We start from the raw sequence: 16,746 nt of genomic DNA on the forward strand, positions 1-16,746 counted from the left end.
CCTAGCGCATGCCGCTGGGCTTATCTAAGCCCGCGGGCATTATTCACGAACAGGTGCCGCCCCGTCAGCAACGCTAACGGGGCGGAGACAACGCATCAGCTATGCGGTTAGCTCACGAGCCTTCGCAGAAATAGCCGCGCGACGATAAGCGACCAGATCCTCAATCGCCAGCAGCGGATAGGCGCGTTCACTCGCGAATACCTTAAGCGATTCAAGTTGCATCATCGTACCGTCATCATTCATCAGCTCGCACAGCACACCGCAGGGCGTCAGACCAGCCAGACGCATCAGGTCGACAGTCCCCTCGGTGTGGCCGCGCCGCTCCAGCACGCCGCCATCCTGAGCGCGTAGTGGAAAGACGTGACCGGGACGGGCCAGATCGTCGGCAGCAGCATCCTCAATCACGGCGGCACGTACCGTCACGGTACGATCATGAGCGCTCACCCCAGTCGTCACGCCATGCTTGGCTTCGATCGAAACGGTAAAACCCGTGCGATAACGGCTTTCATTAGCGGTTACCATCGGTGGCAGGGCCAGCCGATCAGCATGAGCATTGGTCAGGCACAGGCAGACGATGCCGCTGCCAAAACGAATCATCTGCGCCATTTGCTCGCTTTGCAGCGAGGCGGCAGGAAAAATCAAATCACCTTCATTCTCACGATCAGCATCATCGACCAGGACCACGCCGCGCCCTTGCTGCAACGCAGCCAAAGCACGCTCGACGCGCTCGGAAGAAGACCCGTACTCACTTAATAGATCGGACATGAAACACTGCTCCTGTGTCGTCATCGGCGCGAGACGAAATTCAAGAACAGGGCATAAATGACAGGAGGCCACAGGCAGTCGGGGATAAACCCAACACCTGAGGTTAGCCATACAGAAGCGATCCTCTCCCATCCGGACTATGACCGTCGGCACTGGAATCTCACCAGTTCCTGCGCAGCAGCGCTCGCGGGCTTGTTCCGGCGCCATTCGGCGCACGGACATCACCGCCGGTGGGGACTTTCACCCCGCCCTGAGGATATGCCTGCTGTGGTGCACCGCAGCAGGCTCCAAGAGGCTACCGTGTCGCGCCACAGCAGGCAAGCGGCCGTTACTGTCCGGCAAACTCGGCATAATTCAGGCCATAAAAAACGCCGGGGCCTGAGCCCCGGCGTTTATCAATCACTACCGTGATGCGTGGTGAGACGCTTAGCGACCGGCCTGGGTAACGAAGCGAGTATCAAGATAAGCGTCAATCGCTTCGCTGCCACCTTCCGTGCCGTAGCCGGAATCCTTCATACCACCAAATGGCGTCTCCGGCAGGCCGAAACCGATATGGTTGATGGTCAGCATGCCGCTTTCGATATCACGCCCCAATGCGGTGACCGTGGCGTTGGCACGCGTGTAGGCATAGGCAGCTAGCCCGTAAGGCAAGCGATTGGCTTCCGTGACCGCCTGTTCATAGCTTGAGAACGGTACGATCAGCGCCAGCGGTCCGAACGGCTCTTCGCTCATGGCCCGAGCCTCCATCGGCACGTCAGCCAGTATGGTCGGCTCGAAGAAGAACCCCTTGCCTTCACGACGCTTGCCACCCAGGCGCACCTTGGCCCCCTTCTCGACGGCATCGTTGACGAAACGTTCAAGCGATTCCAGGCCGCGTTGATGCGCCATGGGTCCCATCGTCGTGCCTTCTTCCAGGCCATCACCGACCTTGATATCGCGGGCAGCGGCAACGAACTTGTCAATGAAGGCATCATAAACGCTTTCATGGACCAGAAAACGCGTCGGTGCGATGCAGACCTGACCGGCGTTACGAAACTTGGCAGCGGCCAGATCCTTGGCGGCGACGTCGAGATCGGCGTCCTCGAACACGATCGCCGGCGCATGGCCGCCGAGTTCCATCGTCGCCTTCTTCATGTGCTGACCCGCCAGCGCGGCGAGATGCTTGCCGACAGCAGTCGAGCCAGTGAACGAGATCTTGCGAACGGTCGGATGCGGAATCAGATATTCGGAAATCTCCGCCGGCACGCCATAAACCAGATTGACGACGCCCGCCGGTACGCCGGCATCAGCGTAGGCGCGGATCAGTTCGGCCGGCGCGGCGGGGGTATCTTCCGGTGCCTTGACGATGATCGAGCAGCCCGCGGCCAGTGCGGCAGATAGCTTGCGCACCACCTGATTGATCGGAAAGTTCCACGGCGTGAACGCCGCTACCGGGCCCACCGGGGTCTTGATCGCCAACTGCTGGATGTCAGCCTGACGTGACGGAATCACCTGACCATAGGTGCGCCGCGCTTCCTCGGCAAACCAGTCGATAGTATCGGCAGCTCCCAGCGTTTCCATCCGCGCCTGAGCCAGCGGCTTGCCCTGCTCGCGGGTCATGATGTCGGCAATATAGTCAACGCGCTCACGTAAAAGGTCAGCGGCGCGGCGCATGATCTTGCTGCGCTCGAACGGCGCGGTTTCCTTCCAGGTCTTGAAGCCGCGCTCGGCCGCCTCCAGCGCCATGTCGAGATCGGCCTTTTCGGCATGAGCGATCTGACCGATGGTCTCTTCAGTGGCTGGATTGATGACGGGGATTGTCTTGCCGGCGAGAGCATCGCGCCACTCACCGTTGATATAAAGCTGGACGTCAGGATACATGGGTGTCCTCTCTTACATGGAGTAATGCACGAAGAAGCGAGCAAGGCATGCCTTGGAGCGGGCTTTACGCGGCAATGATCACTATAGTTAGGCTGTTAATTATTTTTTTCAAGGGAAAGTGATCATCATATGGCGCTGTTTGATGAATGTACCTCTATCAATAAGGCCCAACTGGAGGGGGTCTGTCAGCGACATTAACTAAAACAAAAATTCATATAAATTTAATTTCTTATGCTCAAATCTCAAGATCAAGATAAAATAGATCCATTACATCCTTCATGACAGTGGACTAGGAATCATGATGAATATCAGAACAATGCTGGCCGTCTTTACTCTCGGTGCTACCACGCTGCTAGGCGCCCCGCTCGCTCAGGCGGATACGTTGCGTGTCGGCATGTCGGGCAACTACTTCCCCTTTACCTTCGTGAAGCAGGACAAGCTGCAGGGCTTCGAAGTGGATGTCATGAACGCCATCGGCGAGCAGACGGGCGACGACGTCGAATTCGTTACCGCCCAGTTCTCGGGTCTGGCCGGCATGCTCGATACCGGGCGCATCGACACCATCGCCAACCAGATCACCATCACGCCGGAGCGGCAGGCCAAGTACGTCTTCACCCAGCCCTACGTCTATGACGGCGCCCAGGTGGTAGTGAAAAAAGGCAACGATACGATTCACGGTGTTGAAGATCTCAAGGGCAAGACGGTAGCGGTCAATCTTGGCAGCAACTACGAGCAACTGCTTGAAGCGTTGCCCTATGCCGATCAGATCAACATTAAAACCTACGAATCCAACGTCGAGCAGGACGTGGCGCTGGGCCGTGCCGACGCTTTCGTAATGGATCGCGTCAGCGCCACTCAGGTCATCAAGAAGACGCCGCTGCCGTTACAGCTCGCAGGTGCGCCCTTCTCGCATATTGAGAATGCGCTACCATTTCGTGACAACGATGCCGGCCACGCCCAGCGTGATCGGGTCGATCAGGCACTGACCACGCTCAGAGAAAATGGCACGCTAGCCAAAATTTCCGAGAAATGGTTTGGCAGTGACATCACCCAACCCTGAGCTATAGCTTGTCATCCCTCACAGACGAGGACCGTAAGCCGTGAACGGACTCGATTACGATTACATGATGGGCCTGGCGCCCATCCTGCTTAAGTATCTGCCGCTGACGTTGGAAATGGCCGCAGCGGGCATGCTCTGCGCGTTAGTGCTGGCATCGCTATTGGCGATCATACGCGTGCTGCGCATTCCTGTTCTTAACGGCGCGACGCTGCTTTTCATCTCGTTTTTTCGTGGCACGCCGCTGCTGGTGCAACTGTTTCTCTTTTACTATGGCCTGCCGCAAGTACTTGCCATCCTGACCCAGGTCAACGGTATCACGGCGACCATTCTTGGCCTGACCCTGCACTTCTCGGCTTACATGGCAGAGTCGATCCGCGCGGCCATTGTCGGCATTGATCGCAGCCAGACCGAGGCAGCCTTGTCGATCGGCATGACCAATGCCCAGCTGATGCGAAGAATCATACTGCCTCAGGCTACCCGCGTTGCCGTGCCGACGCTGATGAACTATTTCATCGACATGATCAAGTCAACCTCGTTGGCCTTCACGCTGGGTGTTACCGAACTGATGGGCGCGACACAGAAGGAGGCGTCAGGCAGCTTTCTCTACTTCGAGGCCTTCCTGGTAGTGGCGATCATCTACTGGGTGGTAGTCGAAACGTTGTCATTACTGCAGCGCTGGTTGGAAAAGCGGCTTAACAAGGCGTTTGTACGATGATCAAGGTTGAAAAGCTTATCAAGCGTTACGGCGCCAATACGGTGCTCAACGGTATCGATCTCAGTATCGAAAAGGGTGAAATCATCGTCGTGATCGGCCCGTCCGGTACCGGTAAATCGACCCTGCTGCGCTGCATCAATTTTCTGGAATGCGCTGACAGCGGTCGCATTACCCTTGGCGGTCTGAGCGTCGATGCGGCCCGCGCCAGTAAACGGGACATCCTGACGTTGCGCCGCCAGACCGCATTCGTGTTTCAGAACTATGCGCTTTTCGCCAACAAGAATGCGCTCGCCAATGTCGCCGAGCGGCTGATTATCGTCGATGGCTGGCCAAAGGCGCGCGCCCATGCCCGAGCACGCGAGATTCTTGAACGCATCGGGCTTGCCGACAAGGCCGATGCGTATCCCGCCGCGCTTTCCGGCGGGCAGCAACAGCGCGTTGGTATCGGCCGTGCGATGGCGGCTAATGCCGAATTGATTCTATTCGACGAACCTACCTCGGCCCTTGACCCCGAGTGGGTCGATGAAGTGCTCGGCCTGATGAAGGCGCTCGCCGCCGAGCGCCAAACCATGCTGGTGGTCACCCATGAGATGCAGTTCGCCCGCGATGTCGCCGACCGAGTCATCTTCATGGACGGTGGCCGCATTGTCGAGCAGGGCCCACCTGACAAGCTATTCACCGATCCGCAGGACGAACGCACCCGCGCTTTTCTACGCAAGGTGCTGGCCCAGCAACCCTCGCTCGCCCCCTAAGGCTCATGGCAGCACCTGTGGCCTCTGGAAAAATAAATGTCCCGCTATTTAGCGGGGCATTTACATCTTCAACCGTGCTGGAGGCGTCACGGCAATCGTTACGACAGCAGAAAATCAATGTCGTCCTTCTCGTCCATCAACGCCAGTATATCGTCGTAAAGCGTCAACAGATCCAACGCCAGCGGCTGACGCACTTCGGACGGAAAATGCGCCATGGCCTCCTCTTCGCGCCGGCCATCCTTGATGCAGCCATGTAGATAGGACGCCAGATGGAGCACGGCGGCGTAAGGAGAAAAAGGAGTACGCGCTAGCGGATCGTTCTGGTAGGCGATAGCGATGCATAGCTCTTCGGGAAAACGCCAGCGCCGCAGCAGCTCGGCCCCGGCCTGGGTGTAGTCGTAGCCGAACTCATCGTGCTCGAGCGGCTCGCGCTCGGCGCCCTTCTCGACCTGTCGGTCGATGTGCTTCATCGGCTCGGGATGGGCAATATGCATCAGGGTCGCGCCAATGTTATGTAGCACGCCGCAGGTGAAAGCCGTCTCGGTCCTGGCATACGGGCTGTTACGTGCAATCAGACGCGCGATGCTGGCGACCATGAAGGAATCACGCCAGAACTGGCGGGGGTCAAGCCCTTCAACTACTTTGAGCGCACCGACCACACCGGAGGCGATCACCAGCGTCCTGACGCTGTCGAAGCCGAGGATTACCACCGCATCATCGATTGAAGCGACGTTGCGGCCGGCGCCATAGCGAGTCGAATTGGCCAGGCGCAGCACCTTGAGCGTCAGGTTGGGGTCTTTCTTGATGTTGTTGGCGACGTCACTGACGTGCAGATGCTCGTCGTCGAAGCGCTCGATCAGCGCCATGACCACCGCCGGCACGTTGGGCAGATGCTTGATCTGGTCGAAAAGCTGCTCTATGGACATGGCCCTGAATCCTTCGGCACTACGGCCTTTTAGCTACACAAAAATATTATTCTACCCGCTGCGGCGTGCCTTGAGGTCATTGATCCAGCGCTGCATGCGCTCAAAATGGCTGCCCTGCCAATACACTTGAGCGCAGCGGTCGCATTGCCGGAAGTGTTCGAAGTACCGCCTGGTCTTGGGCTCGAGCAGGTCAATCACGCTCTCCTTCGCCACCTCATGCAGTATCCCGTTGCAGCGCGTACAACGTTGGAACGCCGCTATCTCATCAAAGAGTTCCCAACGCACGCAGACTTCTTCAAGCTGCCGCATCGGTGCGTCAGCCCGTACGAAATAAGCATGCTCAATGATACGTCGCTTGAGCAGACTGCGATCTCGCGACAGCAGGATACGCCCTTCACGGGCGGAAATCTCGGCCAGCTCGGCGTCACCGAAGTCGTTGCGATAGTCGCTATCGAAACCCAGCAGGCGCAGATAGCGCGCCAGCCGTCCGAGGTGAGCATCAAGCACAAAGCGCGGCGGCCACGGCGGTGGCAAACGCAGCATGTACGGCGCGATACCCTGCGGCAGCGCCTCATGCGGGTAGACGTCGATGTTGCCGTCATCGTTTAGCAAAGCGTCGAAGCCAACCGCGTAGCCATCCACGACGAGCGCCGCCACCTCGGTATGAGGCACGCCAAGCGCCTCGACGGCGTCCTTGATCGAAGCACGCCGCTCGAAGGTATAGATAATAGGTGCGCCCCGCTGCGCGCGGGGCAGGAAATCATTGAGCGAATGATGAAAGTGAAAACATGCGGTAGCCATGCACGACACGCTTGGGCCGGTGAGTGAACTACCGCCGGATATCGTTGCTCGCTCCGGCGGCAGGGGACTCCCGTAAGACTAGCCTAGCGATCCGGCTTGGGTAAGCGCTGCTCCCCTGTCACGCTCAGGCAGCATGCCACGTTCGATGATGAAATCGATGATCACCTCAAGCCCGACGCCTTCATGCAGGTTGGAAAATACGAACGGCCGCTCGCCACGCATCTTTTTGGCATCGCGCTCCATCACGGCGAGGTCAGCGCCGACATAGGGGGCGAGGTCGATCTTGTTGATGATCAGAAGATCCGACTTGGTAATCCCCGGCCCGCCCTTGCGCGGGATCTTGTCGCCGGCGGAGACGTCAATGACGTAGAGGGTCAGGTCGGACAGCTCGGGGCTGAAGGTCGCCGAGAGGTTGTCGCCGCCGGACTCGACCAGCACCAGCTCAATGCTCGGATGACGCGCTTGCAGCTCATCGATGGCGGCGAGATTCATCGAGGCGTCCTCGCGAATCGCAGTGTGCGGGCAGCCGCCGGTCTCGACGCCAATGATGCGATCGGCGGCAAGCGCCTCGTGACGCAGCAGGAACTCGGCGTCTTCGCGGGTGTAGATGTCGTTGGTGACCACGGCGAGGTCGTAGTGCCCGCGCAATGCCAGGCACAGCCGCCTGAGCAGTGCGGTCTTGCCTGAACCGACCGGGCCGCCGACGCCGACGCGCAGACAGTGTTGTGATGTCATGTCGTTTGCCTCAATTGTTGTAGCGTCTAATCCGCTCAGCTTCTGAATAGGCGTGAATATTGCGTTTCATGCCAGGCACTCGCCAGCGCCAGTCCCGGCAGCGCCGGGCCCAAGTCATTATCTTCCCATCGTTCAGCGTCATCGATAGCAGCCACCAGCCGGGGCCGCAACTGCTCGATCAGCCGCTGTGCCGCACTCTGCCCGAGTGGCAGCGCCTTGCACGCCACGGCAAGCTGATTTTCCAGCCACGCCCAGCCAAAGCCGAGCATGGCTTGTCGCGCCGCCACGCCCCGCGCCTGCGCCGTGTAGGCAAACATTGTCACGTAGGCGGGCTGCGCCATCAGGCCGTGCGCGGGTAGCATGTCGAGCCCCTTGAGCAGACGCACCAGTGCCGTGCCGAGCTGGACATCCTCCTCGACCAGCTCGCGGGTCTCGCGATTGGCGAGCAGCCAGGCATTCCATTGATAGAGCAGCGCGCCGTCCTGGGCCTGCCAAGCGGCATGCTGACGCGCAAGCACCGGCAGCTCAAGCCTCGCCAGTCCGTCATCGAGCACGCCGGCGAGCCACGCGCCGAGGCTCGCCTCGTCATGCACCCAGCCGAGTTCGAAGGCACTCTCAAGGCCTTGCGACCAGGCGAAGGCGCCAATCGGCAGCGCCGGGCTGACCAGCTGCAACAGTCCCAGCAAGCCAAGATCAGTGTTCATGGGTGTGCTTATGCTCGTTATGGTCGTGTGTATGATGACCGTGAGAGTGACCTTCGCCAGCGGCGTAGGCGCCCGGCTCAGGGTCGAACGGGCCATCGTGACGTTCGAGCCTCGCACCAAGGCGTTCGGCCAACGCTTCAAGCACATGATCGGGCTGCAAGCGCACATAGCCCTGACCGTCCTCTGTTTCGCCGATCGCCAGCGGCACGTGCCGGTTACCCAAGTGATAGCACAGTCGCGCCAGCGGCAGCCCAGAGGCGACGTAAGCGGTTACTACCGGCTCGGCGGCGGCACGGATCACCACGATCTGGCTATCCTCGGTGGCAAGGCAGTCGCCGTCGCGCAGCACCGGCCCGCGGTCGAGAAACAGCCCGATCTCGCTACCACTGTCGCCTACTGCCCTGAGACGGCCGCGCTGGCGCTGCTCGAAGGTCAGCGTCAGGGTATCGGCCAGCGCGCCGGCGCTGTCGCAGCCGGCGCCGAGGCGTTGAATCGCTCTAAGCATGAATACATTCTCGCAGGCGTTAAAAGAGATGATAGCGCTGCGCCAATGGCAGCTCCCGCGCCGGCTCGCACACCAGCAGTTCGCCGTCGGCGCGCACTTCGTAGGTCTGGGCATCGACCTCGATCTTTGGCAGCGCGGCGTTGAGCTTCATGTCACCCTTGCGCACGCCGCGCACGTTCTTGACCGCGCTCAAGGTGCTGGCCAGCCCGAGCCGCCCGGCCAGGCCGGCGTCGATCGCTGCCTGACTGACAAACGACAGCCGCGTGGCGCTGGCGGCGCGGCCGAAGGCGCCGAACATCGGCCGGTAGTGGACCGGCTGCGGGGTTGGGATCGAGGCGTTGGGATCACCCATCGGCGCCATCGCGATCATGCCGCCCTTGAGAATCAGCGCCGGCTTGACGCCGAAGAAAGCCGGCGACCACAGCACCAGATCGGCGAGCTTGCCGACCTCGACCGAGCCGACCTCGTGGCTGATGCCGTGGGTGATCGCCGGATTGACGGTGTACTTAGCTACGTAGCGCTTGGCGCGGAAGTTGTCGGCGCCGAGCGCGACGTCGCTGTCGAGCAGGCCACGCTGGGTCTTCATCTTGTGCGCGGTCTGCCAGGTGCGGCAGATTACCTCACCAACCCGGCCCATCGCCTGAGAGTCGGAGGCAATCATCGACAGCGCGCCGAGGTCGTGGAGGATATCCTCGGCGGCGATCGTCTCGCGGCGGATGCGCGAGTCGGCAAACGCCACGTCCTCGGGAATGTTGGGGTCAAGGTGGTGACACACCATCAGCATGTCGAGGTGCTCATCGATGGTGTTGATGGTGTAGGGCCGCGTCGGGTTGGTCGACGACGGCAGCACGTAATCGTAGCCGCAAGCGGTAATGATGTCCGGCGCATGGCCGCCACCTGCCCCTTCAGTGTGATAGGTGTGGATGCCGCGCGCCTTGAATGCGGCGATGGTGTCCTCGACGAAGCCTGACTCATTGAGGGTATCGGTATGGATCGCAACCTGGATATCGAAGCGCTCAGCCACGTTCAGGCAGTTATCGATCGATGCTGGCGTGGTGCCCCAATCCTCGTGCAGCTTGAGCCCCATCGCACCGGCGCGGACCTGCGCTTCCAGCGCCTCGGGCAGGCTGGCGTTGCCCTTGCCGAGAAAGCCGATATTCATCGGCAGGCCATCGACGGCCTGCAGCATACGTGCCATGTGCCAGGCACCCGGCGTACAGGTAGTGGCATTGGTGCCGGTAGCCGGTCCGGTGCCGCCGCCGAGCATAGTGGTAACGCCGGAGGCCAGCGCTTCCTCGACCTGCTGCGGGCAGATGAAATGAATGTGGGCGTCGATACCGCCAGCGGTGAGGATCTTACCCTCGCCAGCGATCACCTCGGTGATCGGCCCAAGCGGGATGGTCACGCCCGGCTGCACGTCGGGATTGCCGGCCTTGCCGATCGCCATGATCCGCCCGCCCTTGATCGCCACGTCGGCCTTGACGATGCCCCACCAGTCGAGGATCAACGCATTGGTGATTACCGTGTCAGGCACACCCTCATCGCAGCGCTGGCTTTGGCCCATGCCGTCGCGGATTACCTTGCCGCCCCCGAACTTGACCTCCTCACCGTAGATAGTGAAGTCCTGCTCGACCTCGATGAACAGCTCGGTATCGCCCAGGCGTACACGGTCGCCGACGGTCGGGCCGTACATATCGGCGTAGGCGCGGCGTGAAATCGTCGCCATGGTTATTCTCCTTGTCCGTCGAGGCTATTCATCACCTCGCCGCGAAAGCCGTAGACCTTACGCTCGCCGGCATAAGGGATCAGCGCCACCTCGCGAGACTGGCCAGGCTCGAAGCGGATCGCCGAGCCGGCCGGCACATCGAGGCGAAAGCCGCGTGCTTTCGCGCGGTCGAAGAGCAACGCCGGGTTGGTCTCGGCAAAATGGTAGTGGGAGCCGACCTGCACCGGCCGGTCGCCCGAGTTGGCGACTTCAAGCGTGACTCGCTCGCGCCCCTCGTTTAATTCAATATCGCCGCTGCGCAGCTGGTACTCACCGGGAATCATGATTGTTCTGCTCCGCAAATTGATAAACGCTTGACCTTTTCTGAGCAGGCGGAAATGAGCGAGCGAAGGCCAGGCCGGGCCGCGTAGGCAAGGCGGCGAGCAATAAAAAAGCGGAGTTGACTGTAGTCAATGAGCGTTTTTTATTGCGAAGCCAACACGGCATGGCCGAGCGCAGCCATTTCATACCCCCTAAACGATTGGGTTGTGGACGGTGACTAATTTGGTCCCATCCGGGAAGGTCGCCTCGACCTGCACCTCATCGACCATCTCGGCGATGCCCTCCATCACTTCATCGCGGCTCAGCACCTCGCGTCCCAGGCTCATCAGCTCAGCGACACTCTTGCCGTCGCGGGCACCCTCAAGAATCTCGGCGCTGATCAAGGCCACCGCCTCGGGGTAGTTGAGCTTGAGACCACGCGCCTTACGGCGCTCGGCAAGTAACGCGGCGGTGAACAGCAAAAGCTTGTCCTTGTCGCGGGGTGTTAGTTCCATGGCATGTCCCTTATCGATTCATTATCAGGTAAACCAGATCCGCGGCGGGCAGGCCTCGCGCCCGGCCAGTAGCGGCCTTAGCAGTGCCCACGCCTCATGGCACAGCGCGCGCGCCTCGTTGAGTTCATCGCCGAGATAGCGCAGCAGCAGCACATCAAGGCGCACCGTCACCGCCCAACGCGTGGAGGGGGCGATATGTTCGCGCAGCGTCTCGACGGCCAATTTCATGTCGGGCAGGCCGACCGCCCACAGCGTCGCCTGTACGGCGTGGCCGCCCTGGCCCCAGCGACCATGAAAGCGTGGATGGTGGGGGTCAAGCGGCTGACGCTCGATCCACAGCGGTCGACCGTCGCGGACGAGGCGGAAATGTTGCTCGATGCGCCCGCTTTCAAACGGCAGGCGGCTGGCCGGCCGGCCCAGCGCCATCGCCTCCCACCCCAGGCAGCGTGCGTTGCCGCTCAGCGCGATTTCGACCGACTGCCGCCCCTTGGAGCCATCGAAGGCGATCGTCTCCTGCGGCAGCCATTCGAGCAGGCCACCGTCCTCGACGTCGAGCCGGGTATGCTGCTGCCAGGCGACGCCGTGGCTGTCGGCACGGTAAAGCTTGGCCGCCGCCGGCGTGGTCAACAGCGCCTGGGCACCCTCTGCCACGTGGGCAGAAATCGCCAGCCGGTCGCCGCTGACCAGCCCGCCGGGCGGATGAAGCAGATAAACGTGGCAGACCTCGCCTTCGGGGTAGAACGGGCGCTGGACGCGCAGCGGACCGTGATGATGACAGCGCTTGAGCCGTGTCGCGCCGCCGCTATGGATGAAGCCGAGCTCGAGGCTAGCGTCCCAGCGGCGCGATGCGTCGAAGCGATGGCCATGGTCGGTGTTCAGACGTTCTGGCAGCGGTGCCGTCATGCGTAATTACATCCTCAAGCGTTCAAACGGTGAGATGCGTCTTGACCAGCGCGTCCGAGAGCTCACCAATCGCCCCGCCGGCCACCTGGCGGCCGCGGTCGAGCAGCGCGAAGCGGTCGGCGAACTTGCGCGCGAAGGGCAGCTTCTGCTCGACCAGCAGCACCGTCAAGCCATCCTCCTGGTTGAGCCGCCGGAGCACCGCGCCGATCTCGGCGACGATGTTGGGCTGGATGCCCTCGCCCGGCTCGTCGAGGATCAGAAGCCTGGGATCGATCACCAGCGCGCGGCCGATGGCGAGCTGCTGCTGCTGGCCGCCGGAGAGATCACCGCCGCGCCGGCCGCGCATCTCCCTGAGCACCGGAAACAATTCATAGATGCGCTCGGGCACGCTGCGCTTTTTGTCCCGGCGCGCCGGCAGGCCGATACGCAGGTTTTCCTCGACGGTAAGCAGCGGAAATATCTGCCGGCCCTGAGGCACATAGCCGATGCCGAGCGTCGCACGCGCCTCGGGGCGGCGACGGACGATATCCGTGCCATCGAAGCGAATCGCCCCGCTCGCCACCGCGACCTCGCCCATGATCGCTTTCAATAGCGTGGTCTTGCCGACGCCGTTGCGCCCCATCACGCAGGTGCACTGCCCGGTCGGCACTTCAAGATCGAGATCCCATAGGGTGTGGCTCTCGCCGTAGAACTGATTGACCTTTTCGACGTTCAGCATCACGCCATCTCCTCCTGCGGCGCGCCCAGATAAACCTCGACTACCTTGGGGTCGTTGGATACCTCGTCCATCGAGCCTTCGGCGAGCACGCTGCCCTGATGAAGCACGGTGACGGTGCGAGCGATGGAACGCACGAAGCCCATATCGTGCTCAACCACCACCACGGATTGCTGGCCCGCCAGCCGGGTCAGGAGCTCGGCGGTGCGCTGCATCTCCTGCTCGGTCATACCAGCGACCGGTTCGTCGACCAGCAAAAGGCGCGGGCGCTGCATCAGCAGCATGCCGATCTCGAGCCATTGTTTCTGACCGTGGGAGAGCACCCCGGCCGGACGTCGGTACTCTTGAGCCAGACCGATAGTGTCGAGCACCTCGTCGATGCGTCCGCGTGATTCAGAGTTGAGCCGGGCGGTAAACGTCGCCCACACCCGCTTGTCGCCGGCCATGGCGAGTTCGAGGTTCTCGAATACGGAAAGCGCCTCGAACACGGTAGGCTTCTGGAACTTGCGGCCGATGCCGAGGCGGGCAATCTCGGGTTCGCTCAGTGAGAGTAAATTATGGCGCGAGCCGAACCACGCCTGACCGCTGTCAGGGCGGGTCTTGCCGGTGATGATATCCATCATCGTGGTCTTGCCGGCCCCGTTGGGGCCGATGATGCACCTGAGCTCGCCATCATCGATGGTCAGGTTGAGGTTGTTGATCGCCTTGAAACCGTCGAAGCTGACCGAGACGTCCTCGAGATAGAGGATCGGCCCATGACGGGTATCGACCGGTGACTCCTGCGGCACCATGAAGTCAAAGACCCGGTCGGGACGGGCAAGCTCGCGCACCCGTTTCAGCGTCGCGTTCACCTTGTTCATGCCTTGGCCTCCTGGCGTGAAGCAGCGGTGCGCGCCTGCCCTTGTCTGAATCGGAGCAGCCCAGCGATGCCCTTGGGTAGCGCAACGGTAACCAGCACAAACAGGCCGCCCAGTGCGAACAGCCACGCCTCCGGCATCACCCCGGTGAACACCGTCTTGAGGTAGTTGACCACCAGCGCGCCGATGATTGCGCCGTACAGGGTCGCGCGCCCGCCCAGCGCCACCCATACCACCAGCTCGATCGAGAACAGCGGCGAGAACTGATCGGGATTGATGATGCCGACCTGCGGCACGTAGAGCGCGCCGGCCACCCCGGCGAGCATCGCCGAGACGACGAACACGGCAAGCTTGACGTGCTCGACGCGATAGCCGATGAAGCGCGTCCGCGCCTCACTGTCACGCACCGCCACACACAGCCGCCCGAGCCGCGAGCGGGTAATCGCCCGGCAGATCAAGTAGCCTGCCGCCAGCGCTACGCTGGAGGCGATGAACATCGTGCGGCGCGTATCTTCGGCCCAAACGTCGGCGCCGAGGATTTCCTTAAAATCGGTCAAGCCGTTGTTGCCGCCAAAGCCCATCTCGTTGCGGTAGAACGCCAGCATCAGCGCATAGGTCAGCGCCTGGGTAATGATCGAGAAGTAGACCCCGGAGACCCGTGAGCGAAACGCCAGCCAGCCGAACACGAAGGCCAGCGCACCCGGCACCAGCAGCACCATTGCCATTGCGAAGGGGAAGCTTGAAAAGCCATGCCAGTACCACGGCAGCTCATGCCAGTTGAGAAATACCATGAAGTCGGGCAGCTCGGGGTTGCCGTAGACGCCGCGCGCGCCGATCTGGCGCATCAGGTACATGCCCATCGCGTAGCCGCCGAGAGCAAAGAAGGCGCCATGGCCGAGACTGAGAATGCCGAGATAGCCCCATACCAGATCAAGCGCCACGGCGAGCAGCGCGTAGCACAGGTACTTGCCGAGCAGGCTGACGGTGAAAGTCGAGACGTAGAGCGGATGGCCCTGCGGCAGCAGGTTAGCCAGCGTCACCGCAACGGTGACGACCAGCAGCGCGCCGAGCACCAGCAGTGTCGAGCGCTCCTTGAACAGCGAGGTGGTTTGAACGTCCTGCATCATTCTGCGGCCCTGCCCTTTTGCGGAAACAGCCCGCGCGGGCGCTTCTGGATGAAGAGGATGATGAACGCCAGCACCAGGATCTTGGCCAGTACCGCGCCGGCCCACGGCTCGATCACCTGATTGACGATGCCCAGCGACATACCGGCCACCAGGGTGCCCCATAGATTGCCGACGCCACCGAACACCACCACCATGAACGAGTCGATGATGTAGCTCTGACCCATGTTGGGGCCGACGTTGGTGAGCTGCGACAGCGCTACCCCGGCCAGCCCGGCGATGCCGGAGCCAAGCCCGAAGGTAAGAATATCAACGCGCGCCGCCTTCACGCCCATCGCGCGCGCCATGGTACGGTTCTGGGTCACGGCACGGACCTCGAGCCCGAGCCGAGTGCGGCGCATGATTATCATCAGGGCGGTGAACACGATCAGGCAGAAGACGATCACCGCCAGCCGATTCAGCGTCAGTGCCAGAGCGTCGTTGATTACCAGCGAGCCCTGCAGCCAGTCGGGGGTGACCACGGAGCGGTTGAGCGGCGAAAACACGCTACGCACCAGCTGCTGCAGGATCAGGCTGATGCCGAAGGTAGCGAGCAGCGTTTCCAGCGGCCGACCCTTGAGAAAGCGGATCACGCCGCGCTCAATGGCGATGCCGAATGCCGCGGCGACCAGAAAGCCGGCCGGAATCGAAAGTCCCAGCGCCAGCCCCGGCTGGCCGGGCAGAAGCTGCTGGATCACGAAGGTGGTGTAGGCGCCGAGCATGATCAGCTCGCCGTGGGCCATGTTGATCACCCCCATCACGCCGAAGGTGATCGCCAGGCCGATCGCGGCGAGCACCAGCACCGAGCCCATGCTGATGCCGAAGTAGAGGGTCTGCAGCCAGCGGTTGAACTTGAGTTTCTGCTCGATGCCGTTAAGCGCCGTGCGCGCCTCGTCGGCGAGCGGGCCGTCGCCGGCCGCTATCGGGCGCAGCGCGTTGCGCACCGCCGGGTCGAGGCTGCCACGGAGCGTGTCGATGGCGTCAGCCTCGCCCTGTTCCAGACGATAGAGGCCCAGCGCGGTGCGCAGACGCGCTTTGACGTCGCCGTCGGTTTCCTGCTCGAGCCGCACGGCGACGGAATCTGCCGTCGTCTCATCGACCTCGCCGATCAGGCGTTTGGCCGCCGCTTCGCGCCGCCCGGTATCAGGGGAATCGAGGTCGGCAGTAGCGGCCAAGCCCTGAAGCTGGCTGCGCAGCTGATTGTTGATACGCACCTTGTCGAGATCGCGACGGGTGGCGGTGCCCAGCTCCTCGCCGCTGATCGCATCCTTGATCGGCCATTCGCGGCCCTGGTCACTTTCGACGATGACAAAGCGGCCGCCGTCCTTCTGACGTTGCAGGCGGCCGTCGCGCAACGCTTCCAGCCATTCGCCCTTCTGGGGCAGATCACTCTGGGCGAGCTGCTTGATTGCCTCGCCCTTGGCGTCATAGCTGCGCACATCAAGCGCTTCGAGCAACTGCTTGGCCTGGGAAGCGTCCGCACTGTCCTCGGCATGGGCAGCAAGCGATAGCGCCATGCCCAACAGCAACAGCACGCTGAAAAATGTATGGATGAGTTGGCGTGAAATCATGATGGGCTTTTGCCTCTAGGTGGCGCGGGCCACTGCAGACCCGCGCCTTTACTGCCTGGGTAGCGCAACGAGGTAGAGCAAATAGACGAGCGAAGGCCAGACAAGGCAAAAATTGATGAGAAAGCGCAGTTTACTTGAGGGTAAATGAGCATTCTGACCGGGCTCGCGCACGA

General features: G+C 61.7%; 18 protein-coding genes and 1 riboswitch. Of the genes, 3 read left to right on the forward strand and 15 right to left on the reverse strand.

What is annotated here, in order from left to right; genetic code table 11:
- Positions 1-99: 99 nt before the first annotated feature.
- Positions 100-765, reverse strand: a complete 666-nt coding sequence (gene ribB, locus C3Z11_RS03220; RefSeq protein ID WP_106476221.1) for a 3,4-dihydroxy-2-butanone-4-phosphate synthase — start codon at positions 763-765, stop codon at positions 100-102.
- 116 nt (positions 766-881) lie between these two features.
- Positions 882-1,027: riboswitch (FMN riboswitch) on the reverse strand.
- Positions 1,028-1,191: 164 nt separating this feature from the next.
- Positions 1,192-2,625: an NAD-dependent succinate-semialdehyde dehydrogenase gene (locus C3Z11_RS03225; RefSeq protein WP_106476223.1), complete on the reverse strand. Its 1,434-nt coding sequence runs from the start codon at positions 2,623-2,625 to the stop codon at positions 1,192-1,194.
- Between the two features lie 301 nt (positions 2,626-2,926).
- Between C3Z11_RS03225 and C3Z11_RS03230 the strand changes: the two genes are divergently transcribed.
- From C3Z11_RS03230 to C3Z11_RS03240, 3 genes are all read left to right on the forward strand, one after another.
- Positions 2,927-3,685, forward strand: coding sequence for an amino acid ABC transporter substrate-binding protein (locus tag C3Z11_RS03230; protein WP_394810188.1), 759 nt, complete (start codon positions 2,927-2,929; stop codon positions 3,683-3,685).
- Positions 3,686-3,749: 64 nt separating this feature from the next.
- Positions 3,750-4,400: an amino acid ABC transporter permease gene (locus C3Z11_RS03235; protein ID WP_394810195.1), complete on the forward strand. Its 651-nt coding sequence runs from the start codon at positions 3,750-3,752 to the stop codon at positions 4,398-4,400.
- The gene (locus tag C3Z11_RS03240; RefSeq protein ID WP_106476228.1) at positions 4,397-5,152 is read left to right on the forward strand and encodes an amino acid ABC transporter ATP-binding protein; all 756 of its coding nucleotides are present in this window, start codon (positions 4,397-4,399) and stop codon (positions 5,150-5,152) included. The genes C3Z11_RS03235 and C3Z11_RS03240 overlap by 4 nt, the downstream gene beginning before the upstream one ends.
- Positions 5,153-5,250: 98 nt before the next feature.
- Here the strand turns inward: C3Z11_RS03240 and C3Z11_RS03245 are convergent, their stop codons facing one another.
- The 13 genes from C3Z11_RS03245 to urtB all read right to left on the reverse strand — a co-directional run bounded on the left by C3Z11_RS03245 (position 5,251) and on the right by urtB (position 16,573).
- Positions 5,251-6,078 (reverse strand): HDOD domain-containing protein, encoded by an 828-nt coding sequence (locus C3Z11_RS03245; RefSeq protein ID WP_106476229.1) that lies wholly within the window; start codon positions 6,076-6,078, stop codon positions 5,251-5,253.
- Between the two features lie 51 nt (positions 6,079-6,129).
- Positions 6,130-6,879, reverse strand: a complete 750-nt coding sequence (locus tag C3Z11_RS03250) for a Mut7-C RNAse domain-containing protein (protein WP_106476231.1) — start codon at positions 6,877-6,879, stop codon at positions 6,130-6,132.
- 78 nt (positions 6,880-6,957) lie between these two features.
- Entirely contained in the window at positions 6,958-7,614 is a 657-nt protein-coding gene (ureG, locus tag C3Z11_RS03255; RefSeq protein WP_106476233.1) for an urease accessory protein UreG, read from the reverse strand.
- A 35-nt stretch (positions 7,615-7,649) separates the two neighbouring features.
- A complete protein-coding gene (locus C3Z11_RS03260; RefSeq protein ID WP_262927207.1) occupies positions 7,650-8,318 on the reverse strand; it encodes an urease accessory protein UreF in 669 nt (222 codons plus the stop codon).
- Positions 8,308-8,823, reverse strand: a complete 516-nt coding sequence (ureE, locus tag C3Z11_RS03265) for an urease accessory protein UreE (protein WP_106476237.1) — start codon at positions 8,821-8,823, stop codon at positions 8,308-8,310. Before ureE ends, C3Z11_RS03260 begins: the two co-directional genes overlap by 11 nt.
- A gap of 19 nt (positions 8,824-8,842) precedes the next feature.
- Positions 8,843-10,549, reverse strand: coding sequence for an urease subunit alpha (ureC, locus tag C3Z11_RS03270; RefSeq protein ID WP_106476239.1), 1,707 nt, complete (start codon positions 10,547-10,549; stop codon positions 8,843-8,845).
- Between the two features lie 2 nt (positions 10,550-10,551).
- On the reverse strand, positions 10,552-10,872 hold the full coding sequence (locus C3Z11_RS03275; RefSeq protein WP_106476241.1) for an urease subunit beta: 321 nt from the start codon (positions 10,870-10,872) through the stop codon (positions 10,552-10,554).
- A gap of 189 nt (positions 10,873-11,061) precedes the next feature.
- The gene (gene ureA, locus C3Z11_RS03280) at positions 11,062-11,364 is read right to left on the reverse strand and encodes an urease subunit gamma (protein WP_106476243.1); all 303 of its coding nucleotides are present in this window, start codon (positions 11,362-11,364) and stop codon (positions 11,062-11,064) included.
- Between the two features lie 24 nt (positions 11,365-11,388).
- A complete protein-coding gene (locus tag C3Z11_RS03285) occupies positions 11,389-12,267 on the reverse strand; it encodes an urease accessory protein UreD (RefSeq protein ID WP_106476245.1) in 879 nt (292 codons plus the stop codon).
- A 22-nt stretch (positions 12,268-12,289) separates the two neighbouring features.
- On the reverse strand, positions 12,290-12,985 hold the full coding sequence (gene urtE / locus C3Z11_RS03290; RefSeq protein ID WP_106476247.1) for an urea ABC transporter ATP-binding subunit UrtE: 696 nt from the start codon (positions 12,983-12,985) through the stop codon (positions 12,290-12,292).
- On the reverse strand, positions 12,985-13,842 hold the full coding sequence (gene urtD, locus C3Z11_RS03295) for an urea ABC transporter ATP-binding protein UrtD (RefSeq protein ID WP_394810189.1): 858 nt from the start codon (positions 13,840-13,842) through the stop codon (positions 12,985-12,987). The genes urtE and urtD overlap by 1 nt, the downstream gene beginning before the upstream one ends.
- A complete protein-coding gene (urtC, locus tag C3Z11_RS03300; RefSeq protein WP_106476249.1) occupies positions 13,839-14,966 on the reverse strand; it encodes an urea ABC transporter permease subunit UrtC in 1,128 nt (375 codons plus the stop codon). Before urtC ends, urtD begins: the two co-directional genes overlap by 4 nt.
- Positions 14,963-16,573: an urea ABC transporter permease subunit UrtB gene (gene urtB / locus C3Z11_RS03305; protein ID WP_106476251.1), complete on the reverse strand. Its 1,611-nt coding sequence runs from the start codon at positions 16,571-16,573 to the stop codon at positions 14,963-14,965. Before urtB ends, urtC begins: the two co-directional genes overlap by 4 nt.
- Between the last annotated feature and the right edge of the window lie 173 nt (positions 16,574-16,746).

Source organism: Phytohalomonas tamaricis, from assembly GCF_003012345.1.
GTDB lineage: Bacteria > Pseudomonadota > Gammaproteobacteria > Pseudomonadales > Halomonadaceae > Phytohalomonas > Phytohalomonas tamaricis.